The following is a 23,916-nucleotide window of genomic DNA, read 5'->3' on the forward strand; positions in this document are numbered from 1 at the left end:
CCCGTTATAATCGGAGTCGAGTTCTGTTGGAGTTCACAAAAATGGCGCTAATGATAACAACTTTATTGCTTTTCATACAGAGAGGATTTGGGGAAATTTATACTTTTTCGACTGAATGGAAATGTACATCCAAACAAGCCCTGCCTCGCTGAACCCATCATAGTGAAGCTATTTGGGTATAAGGCGCTTTAGGTTTACTATTGCGACTCTATAAAAGACAAAATCCTCCTTTCAGAGAATACCGATGACGACTGAATTAGTAGAAAAACGCTTAACACCCGAATTGATGCTCCAAGACTTGGACGCGTTTGTGGAAAAAATTGAAGCACTGGCTTCAATGCTCCACTTGGATTTGAGTTTGGCTCAAGCTGACCATATTGCGTTGCGTATCAACGACACTCAAACGGCGCAACAAGCCCATCAAGCATGGGCTCAGTACGGTAAAGTCATTTCTCAGGCGCATATCAATGGCCGTCCAATCATCGTGATTGAGTTTGAAAACATGCTAGAAAGCCGGGGCTGGAAAATTGAATGTTTGGAATTACCGTATCCCGCAGAAGGTAAAGTTTACCCAACAGAAGGTTGGGAGCATGTAGAGTTTGTCGTCCCGTCTCATGCGGATACGGCGGATGAGTTTCTCGCTGATCTAAGACACACTTACCCGGATTTCGGTGCGCAGTTTGAAAAGTTGGAAGAAATTGGCGTGAAAACCAAATTATCGAGTCCGAAAGGGGAAGGGGAACGCCTCAACAACCCAACGGTGGCATTTAAATACCAAGGGGTGTGTATCAAACTTCATCCGCATTCACTAAAGGCGATTGTCGAGTCTGAAGCATAAAAGCAAGAACGTTAGAGTTGAGAGGTTGGCTTATTACTGCCGTCTCAACAAGTTCGTTGGTGATCTCCTCTGTTGTAGAAGATGAAAAGGGAGCTGAGGCTCCCTTTAAATTAGCGAATTATTTCTTAGTCAGTGACTTACCCATTGGGTTTGAGATGGAAAGCTTTTTACCTTGCAACTCTTCGCCCAAAGGTAATGTGAAGGTCTTTGAAAACGGCATTCGTTTACAATGATCCATTTTGTCTCTGACGATGGTGACCAGAACCTCTGTTTGAGAATTTTGCTCCACTCTCAGGCTAAAGTCATCGTTTTGACTACAGCCGGTCGATTCGGCGATAAATGAAATCGTATTCTCACTCATTCGGTAAGCTTCAACCATCATTGCTTGGTGCTCAGATGTGAGACCTTCTTGCATCTCTGCATTCGCCGAGCAAGCGGCCAAGCCGATAGAACTCAAACCTAGCAGTACTGTTTTGAATGCATATTTCATCTGATTATCCTCTTTTTCGGCGAAGGAATGAGCCAGCAGCCAGCAGCATTAACAGACCAATAGAGAAGCTGCCACCTGAGCTGGATTTGCTCTTAACACTATTATCGTCATCGTTATCCGCGCTAGCAGCGATTTTGATATTACGAATATACGCTTGTGCGTTATAACCACCACTTGATGCATTGTTTTTCACGTAAGCCAACATAACCGTATTTGACTTTCTATAAAGATCGGCGGATACCTCGGTGTAATCGAGAAGCTGGTTGGTGTAATCGACCACCTGGCCATTGATTAAAACGACAAAATAGTCGCTGGTATTAGACAAAACTTTTAGATCTGCAGACAGTTTACCTTTCGGTAGATCGGTGAGATATAAGATGGATGCACCGGTATAAGTCCCCATATCTGCCGATTGAAGTTCTCCATTTACGGCTGTCCAAGCATATTCATTAGTAAAGACCTTCGCGTTTGTCAGCGAAACGGCACTGCTCAACGAGTTGCTGGCCTTATCAACACCCATATATTCAAAGGTGGTCGAAAGCTTTGGTAGTTTCGGGTGATCGGTGGTGACTTCAATCGTTTCTACTGAAGCAGCATAAGTTGGGTAGTAGCCCACCGTAATTTGACAACTTTCAGAAGGACTCAAGGTCTCTATACAAGTGTTTTCGGCAATCGTTAGTCCGCTTGATAGGGTAACATCGGTGATGTTGAGTGGAGAATCTACCTCGTCATTACGAATGGTAAAGGTCTCCTGTTGAGCTTTTCTGTCAACCAGACGAAGATCTCGATACTGGGTATAGCTGATGGTATTACGATGGCTATCTATCCAGCCGTTTTGTTGAAAGTGGGCCACGTTGGCGTAAACGCCATAGGCCTCAGGTTGAGCACACCCTTCACCCCAACTAACCACACCCAGCAGTTTGTTGATGCCGTTATCATCGACAATGAGTGGTCCGCCGCTATCTCCTTGACAGCTGTCTTTTCCTCCCGAGATGTACCCAGCACAAATGCCATCATCTGATACATTGGAATAATTTCCCTCCAGATTTTGGCACGTAGCGCGGTCTACATATTCCAGATCCACTTGTTGTAGCACGGTTGGGAATACTGTACCTGTGGTCGAGGTATTGCCCCAGCCCGCGACATGGAGCTTGTCCCCTGCTTGCACACTATCTAACACTGTAGGCGTTGCTAATTCGATAGTCGCGCTATCGACACTATGTGCAAGTTCGATAAGGGCGATATCGTTGTTCGTTGTATAACTATTATAGGCGTGATGTGTATAGATATTTTGAACTGCGATACGCTGCGCTTGAGACTCATTTGTTTGGTCGTGGAGGCCAAGCACGATATCGATATCATCTGCATTGGTGTCTGCAACACAGTGCGCTGCGGTTAATACGTATTTTCCGCCAAGAAAACTACCACCACAGAAGTGACCAAGGTAGGCTGGCTGGTCTTTATGTACGATTGAAGCAATAAATCTCCAGTCTGTTGTATTGGCTGGCTCTCCGCCAATAATTCGTGTGGATACATCATTCTGAAAAGGATTAAGAGTGTCAGTATCTGCCATTGTGGTTGCAGGTAAAGTCATCCCAATCAGAAAAGCCACTAACGTTTTTTTCATTTTAATTCCTCGTTATTAAATTGGTTTATTATAAGGAGATTGATTTATAAACCAAATTATTCGTGAGGTAAATGATTGTAAGTAAATGGAAAAATTTCGGCGCAGATCGCTTCGTTAAAACGCTAAAAGCCCAGGATAGTGCTGAAAAGACAAAACCCGCCAATGAGGCGGGTTTATTTTTCGTTCTGGTATATGATGGAAGAGGTTATTACAGGATCACGGTCTTGTTGCCGTAGACAAATACATGGTCATTCAACACTTTATTAAGCGCTTTACTTAAGACGTTCTTCTCGACATCACGACCTGCTTGCGCCATGTCCTGTGCACTAAAGTTGTGGTCGACAGGAATTACGTCCTGCTTAATGATCGGGCCTTCGTCCAAATCATTGGTCACAAAGTGCGCTGTAGCACCGATGATTTTAACCCCACGGTCATAGGCTTGTTGGTAAGGCTTCGCACCAATAAACGCTGGCAAGAAACTGTGGTGAATGTTGATGATTTTGTGGTGGTATTTCTCAACAAATGATGGAGTTAATACGCGCATGTACTTCGCTAGAACGATGTAGTCCGCATCGTATTGGCCGATGACTTCGAGCATTTTTTGTTCGTGCTCTTCGCGGCTGAGATCCTCATGCGTCACATAGTGATAAGGAATATCAAATCGCTCAGTCAGCGTTTGCAGTTTGTCGTAGTTACCAACGACCGCCGCGATTTCAACATCTAAGCCACCATCGTAATTTTTCATCAGAATATCGCCCAGACAATGCGCTTCTTTCGTTACCAAGATAACGATGCGCTTACGGCGGGAGCTAACCAATGTGCGTTTTGCTCCGGCAGGTAAAGCCTGGTCTAAATCGGCGAGAAGAGTGTGATCGTTGAAGTAACCTTCCAACTCTGTTCGCATGAAAAAGTGCCCGCTGGTGTTATCAACAAACTCGTTATTGTGAATGATATTTAGTTGATGCTTGTAACAAATGTTAGTGATTTTTGAGATTAAACCCGGAGCGTCTGAACAATGGGTTAACAGGGTTTTCTTTTCCATAAACTAGGGACTTCCATGCAATAAAAATGAAGCGTACGAAAAGTGCGTTGGCTGACAGGAACCAACCGTACCGCAATGTTCCACCATAAATAATCTATTCTGGGACTGGTTTCAACAAAATATCTACGATGAGTAATAAGCAGGTCATATTGTAGGCTGATGTCTGCGCCAATCGTCTGTTATAATCTCGGCAATTTTTCTAATCAGACCCAGATATGATCGCAAAAACATTCTCCTCTGAGGGCGCTTTAGGTAAAGCTATACCGGGCTTTCAGGCTCGCCAGCCCCAAATTGATATGGCAGAAGCCGTCAGTAGTGCGATCAAAGATCAGAGTCAACTGGTGGTGGAAGCCGGGACAGGAACAGGCAAGACCTTTGCTTACCTGGTTCCTGCTCTGTTAAGCGGCAAGAAAGTCATCATCAGTACCGGTTCTAAAAACCTGCAGGAGCAGCTGTACCATCGAGATTTACCACTCATGGTGAATGCACTGGGCTTTTATGGTCAGGTAGCGCTGTTGAAAGGGCGCTCCAACTACCTTTGTCTGGATCGCCTTAGCCGTCAGATGGTGGAAAGCCACACTAACGAGTCGGATCCGACGTTGCTGACTCAATTAGTTAAGGTGAGATCGTGGTCTTCCGAAACCAAAACGGGTGACTTAGGTGACTGCGAAGATTTGCCGGAAGACAGCATGATCATTCCGACGATTACATCGACGAACGACAATTGTTTGGGCAAAGAATGCCCAAGCTATACCGACTGTTTTGTACTAAAAGCACGCAAACGAGCCATGGATTCTGATGTGGTTGTGGTGAACCATCACCTGTTTCTTGCTGACCTTGCGATTAAAGAAACCGGGTTTGGTGAGTTGATCCCAGAGGCGGACGTCTTTATTTTCGACGAAGCGCATCAGTTACCCGACATTGCCAGTGAATATTTTGGGCAGACGGTCTCTAGCCGTCAAATTCATGATCTGGCTAAAGACATTGAAATTGCTTACCGAACCGAAGCGAAAGACATGCGTCAATTGCAGAAGGTCGGGGATAAGTTACTGCAAAGTGCCATGGACATGAGAATTGTGCTTGGCGAACCTGGATTTCGAGGCAACTGGCGAGAAGCGATGCAGTCGGAATCTATCAAGCGTGAACTGGTTCGGCTAACCGACAGTCTCGATCTTGCCATTGATGTTCTCAAAATTGCATTAGGCCGTAGCCAACTGCTGGATGCCGCATTTGAACGTGCCAATTTAATTAAAGGTCGGATCAACCGTGTTTGCGACGTCGACATCACTGGTTATTCCTATTGGTATGACACTTCACCCCGTCATTTTGCGTTGCACATCACTCCGCTTTCCGTTGCCGATAAGTTTCATGAGCAAATTGAAATTAAGCAGGGGTCTTGGATCTTTACCTCCGCAACCTTGGCGGTGTCGGGAGATTTTAAACATTTTACCGAGCGTTTAGGTCTGAAGCCCAAACAGCAGTTTTCGTTGCCATCGCCGTTTGATTATGAAAAACAAGCGCGCTTATGTGTACCTCGTTATTTACCAGAGCCAAACAGTCCGGGACTCGCAGATAAACTGGTGAGAATGTTAGCGCCAGTCATTGAAGAGAACCAGGGACGCTGCTTCTTTCTGTGTACCTCTCACAGCATGATGCGTGAGTTGGGTGAACAGTTCCGTGAAACACTGGATTTGCCTGTTCTGATGCAAGGTGAAATGAGTAAACAAAAAACCTTGGCAGAGTTTATGGAGCTCGGAAATGCGTTGCTGGTGGCAACGGGTGCGTTTTGGGAAGGGATCGATGTTAGAGGTGATGCACTGAGCTGTGTTATCATCGACAAATTACCGTTTACCGCCCCTGATGACCCGCTCCTCAAAGCCCGAATCGAAGATTGTCGACTGCGTGGTGGAGAGCCTTTTGCTGAAGTGCAAATTCCAGATGCGGTGATTACGTTAAAGCAGGGCGTAGGACGCTTGATTCGGGATCAGAAAGATCATGGAGCATTGATCATTTGTGATAATCGCTTGGTGACCCGAGATTATGGTGGCACCTTCTTGGGAAGCTTACCGCCGATTCCAAGAACACGAGATTTAGAACGAATCAAAGCTTTCCTTAAAGCAGGATAATCAGCCACAGACCTGTGTTGTGGCATAATCAAATCAAATAGAGTTGTAGAGAGTTAAATGAGCGCAAAAATTCTTGCCATCGATACATCAACTGAAAACTGTTCAGTTGCACTACTGGTTAATGATCAAGTGATTTCACGCAGTGAAGTTGCACCTCGTGACCATACGAAAAAAGTCTTACCTATGGTTGATGAAGTGTTGAAAGAAGCGGGTCTGACTCTACAAGAACTGGATGCACTGGCATTTGGTCGTGGTCCGGGTAGCTTCACAGGTGTTCGTATCGGTATCGGCATTGCACAAGGTTTAGCGTTTGGTGCTGAATTGCCGATGATTGGTGTGTCAACACTCGCTGCGATGGCACAAGCAAGCTACCGTCTTCATGGTTCGACTGAAGTTGCCGTTGCGATTGATGCACGCATGAGTGAAGTGTACTGGGCGCGTTATTCTCGCCAGGAAAATGGTGAGTGGACAGGTGTGGATGAAGAGTGTGTGATTCCTCCAGCACGTCTGGTTGAAGAAGCTCAAGCCGACGATAAAACCTGGACAACGGCAGGTACCGGTTGGAGTGCTTATCAGGAAGAGCTGGCCAATTTGCCATTCAGTGTTACTTCAAGTGACGTACTTTACCCTGATTCACAAGACATCGTGATTCTGGCCAAGCAAGAGTTAGAAAAAGGAAACACGGTTCCGGTTGAAGAATCAAGTCCGGTTTATCTGCGCGATAATGTGACCTGGAAGAAACTTCCGGGCCGCGAATAATTTAGATTGAGATAAAAGCGGGGATTACCCCGCTTTTTTATGGAACGTTATGGCGTCGATTAATGGATTACCGCCCTCGCTGATAGCAGGTTCGACTCGCACGAACAAAGTCAGTAAAAAGAAGCAGGTAAAAGAATCTCAGATTAAGCAACCTGTCGGTCAGACGTCTAAAGTTGCTAATGCGGTCGCGCATTCCATAAAGCAAGTGGATGAATCCCAGATTCACAGAGCACAAGTGCAGTACGATCTTCCCGAGGGAAATGCACGAAAAGCGATGGAACAGTACATGGATGTCATGAATCGAGCGAAAAAAGAGGAACTGGCTCAATTGCTTGGTGTCGATATTTATGTGTAATGGACGAAACTCATTCGTTCCCGATAAATAGATTTCAATGGTAGCTTATGACATTTTCTCGACACATTTTTCTGGTTTTGTTAGCTGCGTTTGGGCTGTCGGCGTGCAGTTCTCTTCCTGAAGAATTGAATGCAACAACTGAGCAAGTTCTCACAGACTATAAAACGTTTGCTGAGTCGCAAGGGCTTGTAAATAGTGATGTCCGTTTAGGGGGGATCATCGCTAAAGTCGACAACTTCAAAGACAAAACGCGCGTAGAAATCGTGAATTTACCCATTAGCGAGACGGGCAAGCCCGATATTAGTGCTGAACCAGCAGGCCGTTTTGCCGTTTACTTCGATGGTTATTTAGAGCCAGTGGCATTTAGCAAAGGGCGTTTAGTCACAGTGGTCGGAAAAAGTGCGGGTGAAGAAGAAGGGAAAATCGGCGAGCGTGAATACATCTTCCCTCTGATGAAAGGTCAGGGCTACCGTTTATGGACGATAGAAGAGCGAGTACGAACTTACGATACACCACTTTTCCTTTACCCTTGCTATTCAATTAACTGCCGTATGGAGCGTCACGATTTCCCGCAAGATGGCAGAATCATCAAACAGGTCAAATAATCTGCTATGCATGAGCGTCGATTTGAACTTGCTGCCGGAACAATGGCAGCCCTTGAAATAGGTAATGAAAAAACGGCTGACTTGTCAGTCGTTTTTCTTCATGGTTGGCTAGACAACGCAGGTAGCTTCAAAGCGTTGATGGGGCAAATGCATCAGCTCAACCCAACTCTCCATTTATTAGCCATTGATCACTTTGGGCATGGTTTGTCCAGCCACAAATCATCCGACAATTATTACCTCTTCCACGATTATATTGCCGACTTATATGAGTTGTTGGATGAATTATCGCCAAACAGGCTGGTGTTAGTAGGTCATTCACTTGGTGCTTTAGTCGCAAGTTGCTATAGTGCTGCGTTTCCTGAGCAGGTCGAAGCGTTAGTGCAAATCGAAGGTGCTGGTCCTCTTACCGAGGTGCCTTCCAATAGTTTGCAAAGACTTCGTGATGGCGTGTTGAGTCGACATCGGCAACAAAATAAGCCTGAACGATCCCTATCTTCTTTTGAACTGGCTCTAAAGTTACGCATGCAAGCCAACCAGCTGACCGCTGAACAGCTTCTGCCAATCGTAGAACGCGGAACAGTACAGCGTGAAAATGTCTGGTTTTGGCGACATGACGCTAAGTTAAAATGCGCTTCGCTTTACCGAATGGCGCAAGAGCATGCGGACTCAATCACCAGCCAAATACGTTGTCCACACCTGATCGTATTGGGCGACCAAGGGTTCAAAAATTTACCTTCCAGCCAAGCTGATTGGGGGCAGAATTCACCACAAGTGATTACTGTCTCGGGAGGTCATCACTGTCATTTAGAGCAAATACTCGAAGTTTCAGACGGAATTCTTGGTGTAGTTAACAAAATTTAAACAAGTGTTTGGGAGTTTCGTGCTCAAGCACCTTCGCTGTGCTGTAATAGCCCTCAAAATAAAAAGGCTGTTATCGTAAGACAGCGATGAACGAGGAGTAATATCGTGGATAAACCATGGCTTTCACGTTATCCAAGTGACGTACCTGAAACCATTAACCCAGACCAATATGAGTCTTTGGTTGAAATGTTTGAGCAGTCTGTACAAAAGTACGCAGACCAACCAGCATTTATGAACATGGGCTCGGTTATGACCTTCCGAAAGCTGGAAGAGCGTAGTCGTGCATTTGCCGCTTACCTACAAAATGAGTTAAAGCTAAAAAAGGGTGACCGAGTTGCTCTGATGATGCCTAACTTGCTTCAATACCCCGTTGCGCTGTTTGGTATTTTGCGTGCAGGTTGCATCGCGGTAAACGTGAACCCGTTATACACTCCTCGTGAACTTGAACACCAGCTCAACGACTCTGGTGCGACAGCGATCGTGATTGTTTCTAACTTTGCTAATACGTTAGAGCAAATTGTTGAGAACACCTCTGTAAAACATGTTGTGCTGACCAGCCTTGGGCAGATGTTGCCGCGAGCGAAGGGTACGATTGTCGATTTTGTCGTGAAATACGTTAAAGGTATGGTGCCAAAATATAACCTGCCTGGTGCGATTTCAATGCGTAAAGCGTTAGGCAAAGGCCGTCGTTTACAGTACGTGAAGCCATTTATGTCTGGCGATGATATTGCATTTTTACAATACACTGGCGGTACGACGGGTGTGGCGAAAGGCGCGATTCTGACCCATCGCAATATGATTGCAAACGTATTGCAGGCGAAAGGTGCGTATGGCCCGGTGCTGACTCCTGGTAGAGAACTGGTTGTGACCGCGTTACCGCTTTATCACGTATTTGCATTAACCGTTAACTGCCTGCTGTTTATCGAAATGGGTGGCCGTAACCTGCTGATTACCAACCCACGTGATATTCCGGGCTTTGTAAAAGAGTTACAAAAGCATCCATTTACTGCTATCACCGGGGTTAATACGCTGTTTAACGCTCTGGTTAACAATGAAGACTTCCATGAGCTGGACTTTAGCAATCTGCGACTGTCTGTTGGTGGTGGTATGGCCGTTCAGCGCGCCGTTGCGGAAAAATGGCTGAAGACAACAGGTTGCTATCTGCTAGAAGGTTATGGCCTGACAGAGTGTTCTCCTCTGGTGGCCGCTTACCCGCATGACCTTATCGAATATAATGGTTCTATTGGTTTACCTGTTCCGTCGACAGAAGTTCGTATCGTTGATGAAGAGGGCAATGCTCTGCCAAATACAGAAACGGGTGAGCTTCAGGTTCGTGGTCCTCAAGTGATGCAAGGTTACTGGCAGCGTCCGGAGGCCAGCAAAGACACCATCAACCAAGAAGGTTGGTTATCAACCGGTGATATTGTTAAGTTTGACGACGAAGGCTTCCTGCATATTGTTGACCGTAAAAAAGATATGATTCTGGTCTCTGGCTTTAACGTATATCCGAACGAAATCGAAGATGTTGTCGCGTTGCATGGTAAAGTTCTGGAAGTTGCAGCGATTGGTCAGCCTAACGATGTTTCTGGTGAGCTGGTGAAAATCTATGTCGTTAAACGCGATCCAAGCTTAACGAAAGATGAAGTGATTGCGCATTGTCGCGAACATTTAACGGGATACAAGGTGCCAAAACTGGTTGAATTCCGTGAAGAATTACCGAAGACTAACGTAGGTAAAATTCTACGCCGTGTTCTTCGTGAAGAAAACGATGCAGAGCTTGCGAAGAAGAGCGCATAAGTCGATTTCGTGAAGTCGCCGGAATTAAAAAATGATAGAATGCCAGCGTTTTGCTGGCATTTTTTATAGCGAGAAGCATGTGAATTATAAGATTATTATTAAAAACAAAGACCTAGAAGAAGTTTGCGCTCAAGCCAGAGACGCAGATGTCGTTATGCTGGATACGGAATTTGTACGGATCAGAACTTTCTATCCACAGCTAGGTTTGATTCAGCTTTTCGACGGCAATAATCTTTCCTTAATCGATCCGACAGAACTGACGGACATGTCACCGTTTGTTGAACTTTTGAAAGATACCTCGGTATTAAAAGTTCTGCATGCATGTGGTGAAGATCTCGAAGTGTTCCAGAATGCGTTTGGTTGCACGCCATTTCCGATGGTCGATACCCAGCTTATGGCAGCGTTTCTTGGGCATGGGCTATCAACTGGCTTTGCAACGCTAGTGGAAGAATATCTGGGTGTTGAACTGGATAAGAGCGAGTCTCGCACAGACTGGATGGCTCGCCCGCTGACGCAAAAGCAGCTTGATTATGCTGCGGCTGACGTACACTACTTGCTGCCGCTTTACGAAATTTTGCTCGATAAAGTCACCGAAGCTGGCTGGTGGCATGCGGTGCAGCAGGAGAGCGATTTACTGGTTTCGAAGCGTATTCGTGAAGTGAACGAAGAAAATGCGTATCTTGATATCAAAGGTGCATGGCAACTGAAACCGTCAGAGTTGGCTATCTTAAAGCCGTTGGCCACTTGGCGTTACCGTCAGGCAATCAAACGTGACCTCGCTCTGAACTTTGTTTTCAAAGAAGGGGACTTATTAACGGTTGCCCGCCTTGGTTTAACAAGCTTTAAGAAAATGGAAGCGGAAGGCATTGATATCCGAGCCGTTAACCGTCACGGTGCAAAGATTGCTGATATCGTTAAAAAAGCCAAGCAGACACCTGCGGATGAATACCCTGAGAAAATTGAACGTCTTATGGACTACCCAGGCTATAAGCAGGTCTTCAAGAACATGAAAGATATTGTGAAAAGTGCATCACAGAAATCTGGCTTAGCGACTGAGTTTCTTGCATCTAAAAAGCAGATCAATCAGTTGCTTAGTTGGGTATGGAAAAAGGACCGTGATCCAGCAAGAATGCCTGATGTGATGCAAAACTGGCGTCTTGAACTTATCGGCGAAAAAATGAATAAAGCGCTTAAGTAGTGCAAGATGTAGATAGAACAAGGTTGGCCATGTAGCCAACCTTTTTTATGCAGTGTGCAATGTAGAAATGTAGGTGTTTGTTAGTAAACCAATGACTGATTTCACTTCACAAACACCTAAATCCGAATTACTTCTCGTCGTCAGGCAGTTTTACATTTAACTCAAGCACCGAGATATCATCGTCTTTATGCTCAAACGTTAAATCAACCATGTTCGGGTCAATGTCTACGTATTTGCCGATCACCCTCAGGATATCCTCTTTTAACTGAGGCAGATAAGACGGTGCCGGATCATCTTGGCTGCGGCGTTCTGCCACAATAATTTGCAAACGCTCTTTGGCTAGACTTGCGGATTTTTTCTTCTGTGGGCGGAAAAATTCTAATAGTGACATGTCTATCCTCCGAACAGTCGTTTAAAGAGCCCTTTCTTCTCCTCTGTAAGGAAACGAAAATCTACCTTGTTACCAAGTAAGCGGTCTACTGTGTCAGAGTAAGCCATGCCCGCGTCTGTCTCTTCATCAAACGTTACTGGCACACCTTTGTTTGATGCGTTAAGCACCGCCTGGCTTTCAGGAATCACGCCCAGAAGCGGGATGTGAAGGATCTCCTCAACGTCCTCAACACTCAGCATTTCACCTTGGTTTACGCGCATCGGGTTGTATCGAGTCAACAGAAGGTGTTGCTTCACAGGCTCTAAACCTTGCTCTGCTCGTAGCGACTTCGAATCCAGAATACCCAAAATACGGTCTGAGTCGCGTACAGATGAGACTTCAGGGTTGGTGGTCACAATGGCTTCATCCGCGTAGTAGAGCGCCATTAGAGCACCTTGCTCGATACCTGCTGGTGAATCGCAGATGATGAAATCAAAACCCATCTCGTCCAATTCGGTAAATACACGCTGTACGCCATCTTTCGTGAGTGCGTCTTTGTCGCGCGTTTGTGATGCAGGAAGAATAAATAAGTTTTCTGTGCGCTTATCTTTGATCAGCGCTTGGTTTAGTGTCGCTTCACCGTTAATGACGTTCACAAAGTCATAAACTACGCGACGCTCACAGCCCATAATAAGATCGAGGTTACGTAAACCGATATCGAAATCGATTACCGCAGTCTTATTGCCTTTTAAAGCCAAGCCAGAGGCGATGGCTGCGCTTGAAGTGGTCTTACCGACGCCACCTTTACCAGACGTTACTACAATAATGCGTGCCATTTGTTTTCCTTTTTATACTAAATCGTGAGTGTTTCGAGATGTAATGATTCTTCGGCTCTACTGATCATTACTTTCTGCTGCCAATACTCACTCTCAATTTGATCGCTTAACCAGTAATCTCCAGCAATAGATACTAGTTCTGCTTGTAAATCGTGGCAAATAATCCGCGCTTCATGCTGCCCACTAGCGCCTGCAATTGCGCGCCCGCGCAAAGTTCCGTGAATATGGATAGAACCATCGGCAATAACTTCTGCCCCAGCGCTAACATGTGCTAGTACCACTAAATCACCGTCTTTCGCGTAGATTTGTTGACCAGAGCGAACCGGTGTACGAACGAACTTAGTCGGCGCCATTTTCGCGGGTGCCTGGCTCGGCGATTTACTAGCGGACATGATGGCGAAGCCAGCTTCAGAAGCAAGGTTCTGTACACGTTTATCTTTGCAGCCCGTTACACCGACCGGAATGAACCCAGCGTCGGCAATACCTTGCTTGAGTTTAGGAAAATCAATGTCGCCTTCGACTTTCGATATATTGATAACTAAAGGTGCTGATGCAAAGAATGACGGTGCCTGAGACACTTTTTCTTGCAAAAATTCGATAGTTTTTTCTATCTTGCTGTCAGAAAGGTGTAAAACTGACAAAGTAAAGCTGCTACCTTTAAGGTCTGGTGAATGGGTCATCGTGGACTTCTTACCTCTGTTGAAAGAGCGTTGCCTTAAACTAGGTCTATCATGTTATATTTCATCTTTTGGCGCAGCAAGTTCTCTAACAAGCAATTCGGTGAATTAATCTCAAATTTGCTATTAAGTTTGCGGCAATTTTACGTTTCCAACTAAATCCGTAATAAAAACGGCTAAATCAGCATAAAAGGCGTGTCATGCTTTGTTCTATTTATAAAAGCTCTAAAAAAGAAGGTACTTATCTCTATATTCCGAAAAAGGATGATTTTTCACAGGTTCCTGACACCTTGATGCAGATGTTCGGTAAGCCTATCGCTGTCATGACGATTAAACTTGATGGTCGTACATTGGCGCAGGTGGATATCGAGAAAGTGAAAGCCTCATTAATTAACGATGGTTTCTTCCTGCAGGTTCCGCCACCACCGGAAAATCTGTTAGAAAAATATAAAGAACAAAAAGCTCAGCAAAAAGACAGGAAATAATTCCATATCTTGCTGAGACTTCTGCCTTGCTCAAGGAGGGGAATATGAAAAAAATACTGGCTACACTGCTTAGCGTTGGCATGTGTGCCTCAGCCTTTGCAAGTAGTGAAGGTTTTGAGGAATACCTGGATAAGTTGCGTGCAGAAGCGCGTGCTCAAGGCATCTCCGAGCAGGTCATCAGCGCCGCTTTCGCTAATGTTGAATATAAGCCACGAGCAGTGAAAGCAGACCGAAACCAACCTGAGAAAAAACTGACGCTGGATGAGTACATTCCGCGTGCAGTCCCAGAGTGGAAGGTTAAGCAAGCAAAAGAATTATACAAAGAGCATTACACGGAACTTAAACGCATTGGTGAGACCTTTGGCGTTCAGCCACGTTTTATTGTTGCGTTGTGGGGCGTGGAAAGTAATTTCGGTAAGTTTACGGGTAACTTCCGTGTCATAGACGCGCTTTCTACCATGGCATTTGAAGGTCGCCGTGAAGAGTTCTTCCGTAAAGAAACCATGGCTGCCCTTCAGATTCTGGATCAAGGCCATATTGAATTGGAGAATTTTAAAGGTTCATGGGCGGGTGCGATGGGGCAGTGTCAGTTTATGCCAAGCTCATTCCTTCGCTTTGCAGCGGATGGCAATGGTGACGGCAAGAAAGACATCTGGCAAACCAAAGCGGACGTGTTTGCTTCAACAGCGAATTACCTGAGCAAATCCGGCTGGGATGACAATTACACTTGGGGACGTCAGGTAAAAGTTCCGAAAGGCATTGATCATAACTTGGAAGGTCGAACCGAAGAGAAAGGTAAGTACCTGCAGGAGTGGAGCAAATTAGGTATCACCAAGTTTGATGGCAGCCCGCTACCTAAACTGGATGACGATATCAAAGCTTGGCTGATTATGCCTGACGATGAAAACGGTCGAACTTATCTAGTTTACAATAACTACAATGTGTTGATGAAGTGGAACCGCTCTTACTACTTCGCTCTAGCTGTTAGCCACTTAGCTGATCGCATCACATACTAGTTTCTGAATAAATTATCGTTGTTAAGGGCTCTTCGGAGCCCTTAGTTTTTACTGCATTTAAATCGAGGTAATTCGTGTTATCTGAACGTGCTGCTCAAATGGTCATTTTCTCTGCATTGATCAAACATAAAAGCTTTACGGCGGCAGCAAAAAGCCTCGGCGTATCCGTCTCCCATGTGAGTAAACAACTTAGCCAATTAGAGAACTCACTTGGTATCAAGCTGGTCCAACGCACCACGCGAAGTTTTACTCCGACTGAGGCGGGCAAAACCTTTTATCATCATTGTGAGCAGGTCGTTCAGGCTGTCAGCAGCGCGACGCTGGAAATGGAAAGCCAGAGAGATGAAGTGGCTGGTCTTGTGCGGTTGGGCATCTCGCAATCATTCGGCACTCTACATATCATTCCTGCTATTCAGGAGCTAAGGGAACGGTATCCTCAACTTGAGGTTGAAGTGCACTTGTTCGACTATAAAGTGGATATGTTAGCCGAAGGCTTGGATTTATGGGTAACCAACAACGAACACTTGCCCGAGGGTTACATTGCCCAGCGATTAACGGATTGCCAGTTTGTTGTCGCGGCGTCTCCAGACTACCTGCTTAAACATGATAAGCCAGTGGAACCTGACGATCTATCGTTGCACAACTGCCTGATCTATAGAAGCTGGGAACGTGATTACACCGGATGGGCATTTACAAAAGATCAGCAGGAACTCAACGTAAAAGTTTCCGGTAACTATTCTGTCGATCTGGCGGAAGCGGTTCGCGACGCTGCAATCGCAGGGTGGGGAATTGCTTATCTCGCGACGTATTTGCTTGGCGATGAATTCAGAACTGGGAAGCTAATTCAATTACTCCCGGAATGGAAAGCCAGTCAGTCGATGCCATTCTATGCGGTTTATCCGAGCCGACAGCACATGCCGAAAAAAATATCTGCGGTGATCAACTTTATAAAACAGAAGATCGGTAACCCATGTCATTGGGATCAAAGATTAGCACCGTATATCTCCATTCCTAAGTCATGACGATCGTATACATAAGGTGATTTTTGTCACAAAAATTTTTCTGAATCTATAAACAATTTTTCCATATGGAAATAATAACAAAAAGCAAACGTTTATCATTATTAAATTCAATGGCTTAATGTTTAGTTTAAATATTGACCACTGAAACTTTTCACACTGTTAACAACCTCAAGTTGCAGCATTTTGAGTCCGCTATACAATCCGACGCCTTTACCATTCCCCTTCTGTCGGACCCAATTTATGAACTCACTTATTGGTATCGTAGCCATACTCTTCGTAGCATGGCTACTTTCTACAAATAGAAAAAATATAAAGCTCAGAACCGTCTCACTTGCTTTTGCCTTACAGGTATTGTTTGCACTATTGGTTCTGTATGTACCAGCAGGGCGAGACGCTCTAAACTCAGTGAGCAGCGTAGTATCGAACTTAATCAACTATGGTCAGGAAGGCATCGCGTTTTTATTCGGCAATTTGGCGACGGGCGGATTCACTTTCGCTATCAATGTACTTGGCATTATTGTTTTCTTCTCTTCGCTTATTGCTGGCCTTTACCACATTGGTGTTATGCCAAGAATGATTAACTTTATCGGTGGTGGTATCCAAAAGCTGTTAGGCATTGGTCGTGCTGAGTCTTTATCTGCTACAGCCAATATCTTTGTTGGTACGATTGAAGCGCCATTAATGGTTAAACCTTATCTAAAGCACATGACGGATTCTCAGTTCTTTGCAGTAATGACTGGTGGTTTGGCTTCGGTTGCTGGTGGTACGTTGGTCGGTTATGCATCTTTGGGTGTAGACTTAAATTACCTGATCGCGGCGGCGTTTATGTCTGCTCCTGCCGGTTTGTTGATGGCTAAAATTCTGATGCCGGAAGACACAAACCAAGCTGAGGAAATCGATCTTAGCCAAGTTGAAATCCCACGAGCAACCAATGTAGTTGAAGCATTGGCAGATGGTGCGATGGCGGGTGTTCGTATCGCGGTTGCAGTTGGTGGCACGCTGTTGGCTTTCATCAGTGTGATTGCATTGCTTAACGGTATTTTGGGATGGTTTGGCGATCTTATTGGCACACCATTAAGCTTCGAACTCGTTTTGGGCTACGTATTTGCGCCAGTTGCTTGGCTGTTAGGTGTTCCATGGGCAGAGGCGATCACGGCAGGGTCTCTGATCGGTAATAAAATCGTAGTAAATGAGTTTGTTGCTTTTATTCAACTTGCAGAAGTGAAGTCGCAGCTAAGTGCACATTCTCAAGCGATTGTGACTTTTGCACTATGTGGCTTTGCGAACATCTCAAGCATGGCAATGCTCATTGGTGGTTTGGGATCATTGGTGCCAGAGAAGCGTGCGTTTGTTTCTAAGCATGGATTTCGCGCGATTGTCGCAGGTGTGATGGCGAACTTGATGAGTGCGTCCATTGCCGGTGTGATTTTGAGTCTTTAACGATTTAGACTAAATTTACACAACATAAAGGAAAAAGGCTCCGAGAGGAGCCTTTTTAGTATTTAGCGATCTGAGATTACTTGTCCGTATGGAACTGCTCGCAAGCCAGCATTGTGTTTTCAATCAGGCTTGCTACTGTCATTGGACCAACGCCACCAGGTACTGGAGTAATGAAGCTCGCGCTTTCACGTGCTTTATCGTATTCCACGTCGCCAACCAGCTTACCAGAGTCAAGACGGTTGATACCCACATCGACAACCACAGCGCCTTTCTTAATCCATTCGCCAGGAATGAAGTTTGGTTTACCTACTGCGACAACAACGACGTCGGCTTGACGAACGTAGCTCTCTAAGTCTTTAGTAAAGCGGTGACAGGTCGTCGTTGTGCAGCCCGCCAATAGCAACTCAAGTGTCATTGGACGACCAACGATATTTGAAGCACCAACAACCACAGCATGCTTACCACGAAGATTAATGTTGTAGCGGTCGAGCAGAGTAATAATACCTTTCGGCGTACAAGAGCGTAGTTTAGGGATACGCTGAGCAAGACGACCTACGTTATAAGGGTGGAAGCCATCCACGTCTTTCTCTGGATGAATACGTTCTAAAACATGAGTGCTATCAATTCCAGCAGGAAGTGGAAGCTGAACTAAAATGCCATCAATTTCGTTGTCATTGTTCAACTCATCGATCAACGCTAGCAATTCTGCTTCAGTGGTTGATGCCGGAAGGTCAAAAGACTTGGAAACAAAACCCACTTCTTCACAAGCGCGGCGTTTACTGCCAACGTAAACTTGAGAAGCAGGGTCTTCACCAACTAGAACAACTGCAAGGCCAGGGGCACGTAATCCAGCTTCAACGCGAGCTTTTACTCGTGCTGCAACTTCAGAACGAACAGTTTGGGAAATGAGAGTCCCATCAATATTTTGAGCAGTCATGACTTTCCTTATAAATTTTAGAAGGCAGATAATCTGCGGCGCATTGTCGCAGAATTTCTATTTAACATCCATACGCAAACGTTTGCTCTGAGGTGTTTTTGAGCATTCATTGCTTCAGTGACCTTTTTTTAGGCATTCAGATCAGAATGTTACTAAAAGCCGTTGATTTACCCATTTTAACTCGTATAATCCTTTCCCTGTAGCGCGCCCTTAGCTCAGCTGGATAGAGCACGTCCCTTCTAAGGATGTGGTCATAGGTTCGAATCCTATAGGGCGTGCCATTTATTCAAAAGCCCCGATAACTCGATGAGTTGTCGGGGCTTTGTCGTTTATACGGCTAAAAAGTAGCGCCGCCATCGACTCTTAAATCATGCATGGTGATATGTCCTGATTTGTCGCTGAGCAGAAACTCGATCGCATTGGTGATGTCTTTGGTTTCGGCTATTTTATTCAGGGGGATGCCAATTCGGTGGGATTCCAGATTGCCGCGAATCGTTTCTTTTTCTCCGTAAGACTCATTCCACATTTGCTCCTGCATTGGAGTTCTGGTTGACCCCGGACTGACGATATTGCAGCGAATACCATGCTCAGCCAATTCTAGCCCCAAACACTGCATCCACATATGGAGCCCAGCTTTCGATGTGCAGTAAGCAGACATATTGCTTCTTGGAGTATCGGCTGCATTTGAACCGACCGCTACGATAGCGCCTCTTTTCCCGTTTTTAACTAATAGCTTAGCTATATGCTGGGTTAAAAGTAGAGTACCTTTTAGGTTTACATCCAATGTTTTACTGAGTGCGTCCAAAGGCAGGTCAAGAATAGGGGAGAGGTGTAAGGTACCTGCGCAGGTCGCAATATATTCTGGAATGATTTTGTCATTTTCTAAACGTTGGCAGGCAGATTGGATAGATTCAGGACTTGCCAGATCAAATGGTAAAAGGGTGGTTCTGACCTGTTGTTCGCCGGGAATCGAACTCATCAAATTCATTAGCGTCTGTTCACTCACATCACAGGCAATCACTTGTGCGCCTTGTGCTAATAAACTTTTGGCGCATGCGAGACCAATTCCCTGACCAGCGCCAGTGACCAGGCATAACTTGCCATTGAATTCTGAACGGTTTTCATTCATCTAAACATCCTTTTCGTGATACAGATGGGTAACTTTAATTGTGTAAATGATAATTATTTTTGTTATCGTTGTCATCTTGTTAACTAGGAAATGATTAGGTCATGAGGAAATTAAGTCGAAAAATAAAGCCATGGCTACTAAGTGTAGGGCTCGTGAGTTTAGTTGGATGTGAGTATTTACCTCACTCGGCTAAGGTTGATTTACCACCAAAAGAAGTGGCGCAAGTGGTTAAGCAAGCAAAGTCCGCAGATGATGCCATTTTGCAGGCCTTTGACACGCATAACTTTGTCGCGATTGGAGATTATCACTGGAATGACGCGTTTATTCGTTATGCGACCGAGTTAGTCTCTAAGCCAGAGTTTTCCGAGCAGGTGAATCATATCGTCGTGGAGTTTGGTAACGCTAAATACCAATCGATTCTGGATGATTACCTTGCTGGAGGGGAAGTCAGTGAGAGCCAATTGAATACGATGCTAAGAGGTTCGTTGTACTTTATGGCTTGGATGCCAGATGTCTATCGAGACTTTTTCAAAGCCATAAAGCAGCGCAACGAAGCTTTACCTGAGGGCAAGAAAATTCAAGTGCATCTGGCTGAAGCGCCTTTTGACTGGGATGCCTTGCAGGACGTTACAGTCTGGAAGAAAGCAGCGAAGAATAAGACCGATCATTTCTATCAAGTCGCGTCTGAACGAATCAAGAATAATGAAAAAGCATTGATGATTTTTGGTGCGTTTCATTTGGTTAATGCGCCAGCAGATTATGTAAAGAAAACACAGGAAACAGACTGGCCGCTGGCAACGCGTCTGCAGCAAGCCTTTCCTGACAGCACTTATTTGATTTGGCCGATGACTGACCCAAAGGTAGTAAAGACGTTTAGTTCACTGAAATCACCAGCCGTATTGGAAGTGGATCAGGGACCAATGCGGGATCTACGTTTGATCGATTTTTTGCCAAAAGCACGTTACAAACTTGCCGCAATGGACGATATGGATGCACAGGTTGGTGACCTGTTTGATGCCTTTCTTTATCTAGGCGAAAACCAGAGAACCATGGTTCTTCCTCGTGACGTAGTCGCAGATCGTGACTGGGTTGAAGAGATGCAGCGCCGAGTTGATATCATCGGCGGCAAAATGCAAGAGAGCTTTAATGAGCTTATTGAACGCAGTGATGAACAGTACGGTTTTACCAGCAAGGGGTAGTGTTCAACCCTGTTATCTATACAAGTAGTACCAACGCAAGCGGCTGAGTGGTGACATCATCAGCCGTTTTTGTTTCTCCTTATATCTCAATGATGGTTTCCGAACTCTTTTCATATGTTACCAAAATGGAACAAACCTCTAATTTGTAAATAATACGAATGATAATAGTTATTAAAAGCATTTGATCAAATGTAACAGTATGTGTACTCTTACATCGCAATTGAGAGGGATTCTCATTTGTGGTCCTATGTTTAATATAATTTGAGAGATGATTATGCTTCGTAACTCAATGGGGAGCAGTACTATGCTCACAGAGTTTCTTAACGCTCATTCGGATGATGCTTCGTTTTTCTTCAGTTCACCGACTGTGACGTTACTGACACAAGGCATTGCTGCAGAGTTTTCCCAAAAAATCAGGTTCTCAGAATTAGATTCTTGTATTAGTCAGCTACTCGAATCGGTCAAGGAAGATGAAAGCGACAACCCTATTGCGGTTGGTGTCATCCCGTTTTCTGAGCACAATCCTGTGCATTTTATTGTGCCTGAACGTCTATGTACGACATCACCGATTCGTCCGGACAAAGTGGCAACCGTGGATGGTTCTAACCAGTGCGTTCCGTCTTCGATAAAGCCAATTCCAGCTCCTGAAGAATACATGCGCAGTGTCGCTCAAGCAGCGAATGCCTGTTCCCGAAAAGAGTTTGATTTGGAGAAGGTTGTTCTTTCACGAACAATGCAAGTGGATACCGAACAAGAGATAGATCGGGCTCAATTTCTTAAAACGCTGCTAAAACAAAATCCGGGCGGTTATACCTTTTCAACCCGTTTAGGGGGCGAAGGTTGTGATACTTACTTAATGGGCTCGAGCCCTGAACTATTGGTCTCACGCAAAGGGCCGCATGTTTGCGCCAACCCATTGGCTGGTTCACGCAGACGCAGTGATAACGAAACGATGAACCAGCAACAAGGCGAACTGATGATGGAGAGCAGTAAAGATCTCCATGAACATGCAGTGGTTGTTGATGCAGTAGAAAAAGCACTTCAGCCTTGGTGCCACAATCTTTATGTGCCAATGGTGCCTTCGGTTATTGAAACCAAAGCGATGCTGCACCTGTCGACTCGCATCGAAGGTACGATTTCGGACTCTGCCACCAGTGTGCTTAAGCTTGCCAGTGCACTTCATCCAACGCCTGCGGTATGTGGTTATCCGACTGCTCAGGCCTACGATTTTATCGAAAAAATTGAGCCTTTTGATCGTGGTTACTTTACTGGCCTGGTCGGCTGGGTGGATGCCCGCGGTAATGGTGAATGGGTCGTAGTGATTCGCTGCGCGGAAGTGGAAAAAATGCGTCTGCGCGTTTACGCCGGGGCGGGAATTGTCAGTGGTTCTGAGCCACAAAGTGAGCTAGAAGAAACGGGCAACAAAATGCGTACCGTACTGAATGCAATTGGCATTGAAGTTCAGGACAACATGGAGGTAGTGGTGTGAAACTGCCAAGCATGAAAGCGGCTGGGTTTACACCTTGGCCAGAAGAGACCGTACGCCAGTATCAGGAAGCAGGCTATTGGACGGCGCAAACTATACCGGAGATGCTTGAAGTCAGCGCTCGAACATATCCCGAACAGATTGCACTTGTATCCGGTGACCAGCAATGGACTTACCAAGCGTTAGCCGTTCAGGTTGATGAACTGGCAGCAGGCTTCCAACAAATGCTGAAACTGAAGGCTGGCGATAAAGCCGTCTTGCACTTACCTAATATCGGCGCGTTTTACCTGAGCTTTTTTGCTCTATTGAAAATTGGTGTTCAGCCTGTATTAGCTTTACCGGCCCACCGATATTATGAGATTCGATACTTTTGTCATTTTACTGAGGCAAAAGCGTTAATTACTGCGCCACAAATAGGTGTTGATACCGCCGATATTGCGCAAAAAGTCGCGAATGAATTACCAACGTTGGAGACCATTGTCTGGGCCGGTGATAACAGTCTAAAACCAACGGGTAGTGTCGACCTAGACTCACTTTTCTTATCGAACGCGGCAACCGAGCCGATGCAGGAACAAGACTTTGCTTTCTTCCAGTTATCTGGTGGCACAACCGGCACGCCAAAGTTGATTCCGCGTACCCATACGGATTACCTCTACAGTGTTCGCGCCAGCAATGATGTTTGCAAGTTTTCACATCAAACTCGCTATTTGTGTGTCCTACCCGCTGCGCACAACTTTCCGTTGAGCTCGCCTGGTGCTCTAGGATGTTTTATGGCTGGTGGAACGGTGGTGCTTTCGCCTGATCCGAGTCCACAGACCGCATTTCAATTGATTGAAAACCATCAGATTACCGTAGCAGCACTGGTGCCACCTTTGGCGTTGTTGTGGCTAGATGAAGCGCCTCGGACCAAATATGACATCAGCTCGTTACAAGTGCTTCAGGTCGGTGGTGCGCGCTTTAGTGAAGCGGCTGCGAGACGTGTCAAACCGACATTAAACTGCACGTTGCAACAGGTGTTCGGTATGGCTGAAGGGCTGGTGAACTACACAAGGTTGGACGATCCAGACTCCGTCATTGTGTCCACGCAAGGCCGGCCGATGTCACCCGCTGATGAGATACTCGTTGTTAACGAAATGGGCGAACCTGTGCCTCAGGGTACGGCTGGCATGTTATGCGCACGAGGCCCGTACACGATTCGCGGCTACTACAACGCACCGGAGCACAATCAACGTTCCTTTATTGCGGGGGGCTATTACCGAACAGGCGATGTGGTGGTGTTAAGCAAAGAAGGGAACTTACAAGTCGTCGGGCGCGATAAAGAACAGATCAACCGCGGCGGAGAGAAAATCGCAGCACAAGAGATCGAAAATCATTTGATGGTGCATGACGCCGTCCATGATGCGGCTGTTATCGCGATACCAGATGATTATCTGGGTGAGCGCAGTTGTGCCGCATTAGTTTGTCTTGAAGATAAACCAAAACCGATCGAAATAAAGCGCTTCCTGAGAAATCGAGGGTTGGCCGAATTTAAGATCCCAGATCGCGTCATTTTCGTCGATGTATTGCCGAAAACCCCTGTCGGAAAGATCAACAAGAACAAACTCCTTGAGTTGGTTTAACC

The 23,916-nt window shown here is 45.6% G+C and carries 23 protein-coding genes and 1 tRNA gene; 16 read left to right on the forward strand and 8 right to left on the reverse strand.

The genetic code is table 11. From position 1 onward, the window contains the following. Positions 1-244: 244 nt before the first annotated feature. The gene (locus VER99_RS04130; RefSeq protein ID WP_020336313.1) at positions 245-838 is read left to right on the forward strand and encodes a VOC family protein; all 594 of its coding nucleotides are present in this window, start codon (positions 245-247) and stop codon (positions 836-838) included. Between the two features lie 118 nt (positions 839-956). Here VER99_RS04130 and VER99_RS04135 read toward each other — a convergent pair whose 3' ends face one another. From VER99_RS04135 to purU, 3 genes are all read right to left on the reverse strand, one after another. Further along, entirely contained in the window at positions 957-1,328 is a 372-nt protein-coding gene (locus VER99_RS04135) for a hypothetical protein (RefSeq protein WP_020336315.1), read from the reverse strand. A gap of 4 nt (positions 1,329-1,332) precedes the next feature. Further along, positions 1,333-2,955, reverse strand: coding sequence for a trypsin-like serine protease (locus VER99_RS04140; RefSeq protein ID WP_020336317.1), 1,623 nt, complete (start codon positions 2,953-2,955; stop codon positions 1,333-1,335). Between the two features lie 208 nt (positions 2,956-3,163). After that, positions 3,164-3,997 carry a formyltetrahydrofolate deformylase gene (gene purU / locus VER99_RS04145; protein ID WP_014231166.1) on the reverse strand — a complete coding sequence of 278 codons (834 nt, stop codon included), beginning with the start codon at positions 3,995-3,997 and terminating at the stop codon, positions 3,164-3,166. Between the two features lie 215 nt (positions 3,998-4,212). On the opposite strand from purU, the gene VER99_RS04150 reads away from it, so the two are divergent. The 7 genes from VER99_RS04150 (at position 4,213) to rnd (ending at position 11,698) form a co-directional block, all read left to right on the forward strand. Continuing rightward, positions 4,213-6,123 carry an ATP-dependent DNA helicase gene (locus VER99_RS04150; RefSeq protein ID WP_014231167.1) on the forward strand — a complete coding sequence of 637 codons (1,911 nt, stop codon included), beginning with the start codon at positions 4,213-4,215 and terminating at the stop codon, positions 6,121-6,123. A 57-nt stretch (positions 6,124-6,180) separates the two neighbouring features. Then, positions 6,181-6,882, forward strand: coding sequence for a tRNA (adenosine(37)-N6)-threonylcarbamoyltransferase complex dimerization subunit type 1 TsaB (gene tsaB / locus VER99_RS04155; protein ID WP_020336108.1), 702 nt, complete (start codon positions 6,181-6,183; stop codon positions 6,880-6,882). Positions 6,883-6,931: 49 nt separating this feature from the next. Continuing rightward, positions 6,932-7,237 (forward strand): hypothetical protein, encoded by a 306-nt coding sequence (locus VER99_RS04160; RefSeq protein WP_014231169.1) that lies wholly within the window; start codon positions 6,932-6,934, stop codon positions 7,235-7,237. 47 nt (positions 7,238-7,284) lie between these two features. Beyond that, entirely contained in the window at positions 7,285-7,842 is a 558-nt protein-coding gene (locus VER99_RS04165; RefSeq protein ID WP_020336109.1) for a Slp family lipoprotein, read from the forward strand. Between the two features lie 6 nt (positions 7,843-7,848). Continuing rightward, positions 7,849-8,703 carry an alpha/beta hydrolase gene (locus VER99_RS04170; protein WP_020336110.1) on the forward strand — a complete coding sequence of 285 codons (855 nt, stop codon included), beginning with the start codon at positions 7,849-7,851 and terminating at the stop codon, positions 8,701-8,703. A gap of 105 nt (positions 8,704-8,808) precedes the next feature. After that, positions 8,809-10,500 carry a long-chain-fatty-acid--CoA ligase FadD gene (gene fadD / locus VER99_RS04175; RefSeq protein WP_020336111.1) on the forward strand — a complete coding sequence of 564 codons (1,692 nt, stop codon included), beginning with the start codon at positions 8,809-8,811 and terminating at the stop codon, positions 10,498-10,500. 79 nt (positions 10,501-10,579) lie between these two features. Then, positions 10,580-11,698, forward strand: coding sequence for a ribonuclease D (gene rnd / locus VER99_RS04180; protein WP_031334809.1), 1,119 nt, complete (start codon positions 10,580-10,582; stop codon positions 11,696-11,698). Positions 11,699-11,825: 127 nt separating this feature from the next. Here the strand turns inward: rnd and minE are convergent, their stop codons facing one another. Genes minE through minC form a run of 3 tightly spaced genes read right to left on the reverse strand, consistent with a single transcriptional unit; the run spans position 11,826 to position 13,584 of the window. Then, on the reverse strand, positions 11,826-12,089 hold the full coding sequence (minE, locus tag VER99_RS04185; protein WP_020336113.1) for a cell division topological specificity factor MinE: 264 nt from the start codon (positions 12,087-12,089) through the stop codon (positions 11,826-11,828). Positions 12,090-12,091: 2 nt separating this feature from the next. Further along, positions 12,092-12,904 carry a septum site-determining protein MinD gene (gene minD / locus VER99_RS04190; protein ID WP_014231175.1) on the reverse strand — a complete coding sequence of 271 codons (813 nt, stop codon included), beginning with the start codon at positions 12,902-12,904 and terminating at the stop codon, positions 12,092-12,094. 17 nt (positions 12,905-12,921) lie between these two features. Beyond that, positions 12,922-13,584 carry a septum site-determining protein MinC gene (gene minC, locus VER99_RS04195; protein ID WP_020336114.1) on the reverse strand — a complete coding sequence of 221 codons (663 nt, stop codon included), beginning with the start codon at positions 13,582-13,584 and terminating at the stop codon, positions 12,922-12,924. Positions 13,585-13,781: 197 nt separating this feature from the next. Between minC and VER99_RS04200 the strand changes: the two genes are divergently transcribed. The 4 genes from VER99_RS04200 to VER99_RS04215 all read left to right on the forward strand — a co-directional run bounded on the left by VER99_RS04200 (position 13,782) and on the right by VER99_RS04215 (position 17,544). Continuing rightward, on the forward strand, positions 13,782-14,066 hold the full coding sequence (locus VER99_RS04200; protein ID WP_014231177.1) for a YcgL domain-containing protein: 285 nt from the start codon (positions 13,782-13,784) through the stop codon (positions 14,064-14,066). 44 nt (positions 14,067-14,110) lie between these two features. Then, on the forward strand, positions 14,111-15,082 hold the full coding sequence (locus VER99_RS04205; RefSeq protein ID WP_014231178.1) for a lytic murein transglycosylase: 972 nt from the start codon (positions 14,111-14,113) through the stop codon (positions 15,080-15,082). Positions 15,083-15,156: 74 nt separating this feature from the next. Further along, a complete protein-coding gene (locus VER99_RS04210) occupies positions 15,157-16,104 on the forward strand; it encodes a LysR family transcriptional regulator (RefSeq protein ID WP_014231179.1) in 948 nt (315 codons plus the stop codon). Between the two features lie 240 nt (positions 16,105-16,344). Then, positions 16,345-17,544 (forward strand): NupC/NupG family nucleoside CNT transporter, encoded by a 1,200-nt coding sequence (locus VER99_RS04215; RefSeq protein ID WP_014231180.1) that lies wholly within the window; start codon positions 16,345-16,347, stop codon positions 17,542-17,544. A gap of 76 nt (positions 17,545-17,620) precedes the next feature. Here the strand turns inward: VER99_RS04215 and folD are convergent, their stop codons facing one another. Next, positions 17,621-18,481: a bifunctional methylenetetrahydrofolate dehydrogenase/methenyltetrahydrofolate cyclohydrolase FolD gene (gene folD / locus VER99_RS04220; protein WP_014231181.1), complete on the reverse strand. Its 861-nt coding sequence runs from the start codon at positions 18,479-18,481 to the stop codon at positions 17,621-17,623. Positions 18,482-18,685: 204 nt separating this feature from the next. Between folD and VER99_RS04225 the strand changes: the two genes are divergently transcribed. Then, a tRNA-Arg gene (locus VER99_RS04225) sits at positions 18,686-18,762 on the forward strand. A gap of 56 nt (positions 18,763-18,818) precedes the next feature. Here VER99_RS04225 and VER99_RS04230 read toward each other — a convergent pair. Then, positions 18,819-19,610: a 2,3-dihydro-2,3-dihydroxybenzoate dehydrogenase gene (locus tag VER99_RS04230; RefSeq protein WP_020336115.1), complete on the reverse strand. Its 792-nt coding sequence runs from the start codon at positions 19,608-19,610 to the stop codon at positions 18,819-18,821. Positions 19,611-19,711: 101 nt separating this feature from the next. On the opposite strand from VER99_RS04230, the gene VER99_RS04235 reads away from it, so the two are divergent. The 3 genes from VER99_RS04235 (at position 19,712) to VER99_RS04245 (ending at position 23,914) form a co-directional block, all read left to right on the forward strand. Next, positions 19,712-20,809 carry a hypothetical protein gene (locus VER99_RS04235; protein ID WP_024372727.1) on the forward strand — a complete coding sequence of 366 codons (1,098 nt, stop codon included), beginning with the start codon at positions 19,712-19,714 and terminating at the stop codon, positions 20,807-20,809. 304 nt (positions 20,810-21,113) lie between these two features. After that, a complete protein-coding gene (locus VER99_RS04240; RefSeq protein ID WP_020336117.1) occupies positions 21,114-22,298 on the forward strand; it encodes an isochorismate synthase in 1,185 nt (394 codons plus the stop codon). Between the two features lie 11 nt (positions 22,299-22,309). After that, positions 22,310-23,914, forward strand: coding sequence for a (2,3-dihydroxybenzoyl)adenylate synthase (locus VER99_RS04245; RefSeq protein WP_024372725.1), 1,605 nt, complete (start codon positions 22,310-22,312; stop codon positions 23,912-23,914). Positions 23,915-23,916: the final 2 nt, after the last annotated feature.

Source organism: Vibrio natriegens NBRC 15636 = ATCC 14048 = DSM 759 (assembly GCF_035621455.1).
GTDB classification, from domain to species: domain Bacteria; phylum Pseudomonadota; class Gammaproteobacteria; order Enterobacterales; family Vibrionaceae; genus Vibrio; species Vibrio natriegens.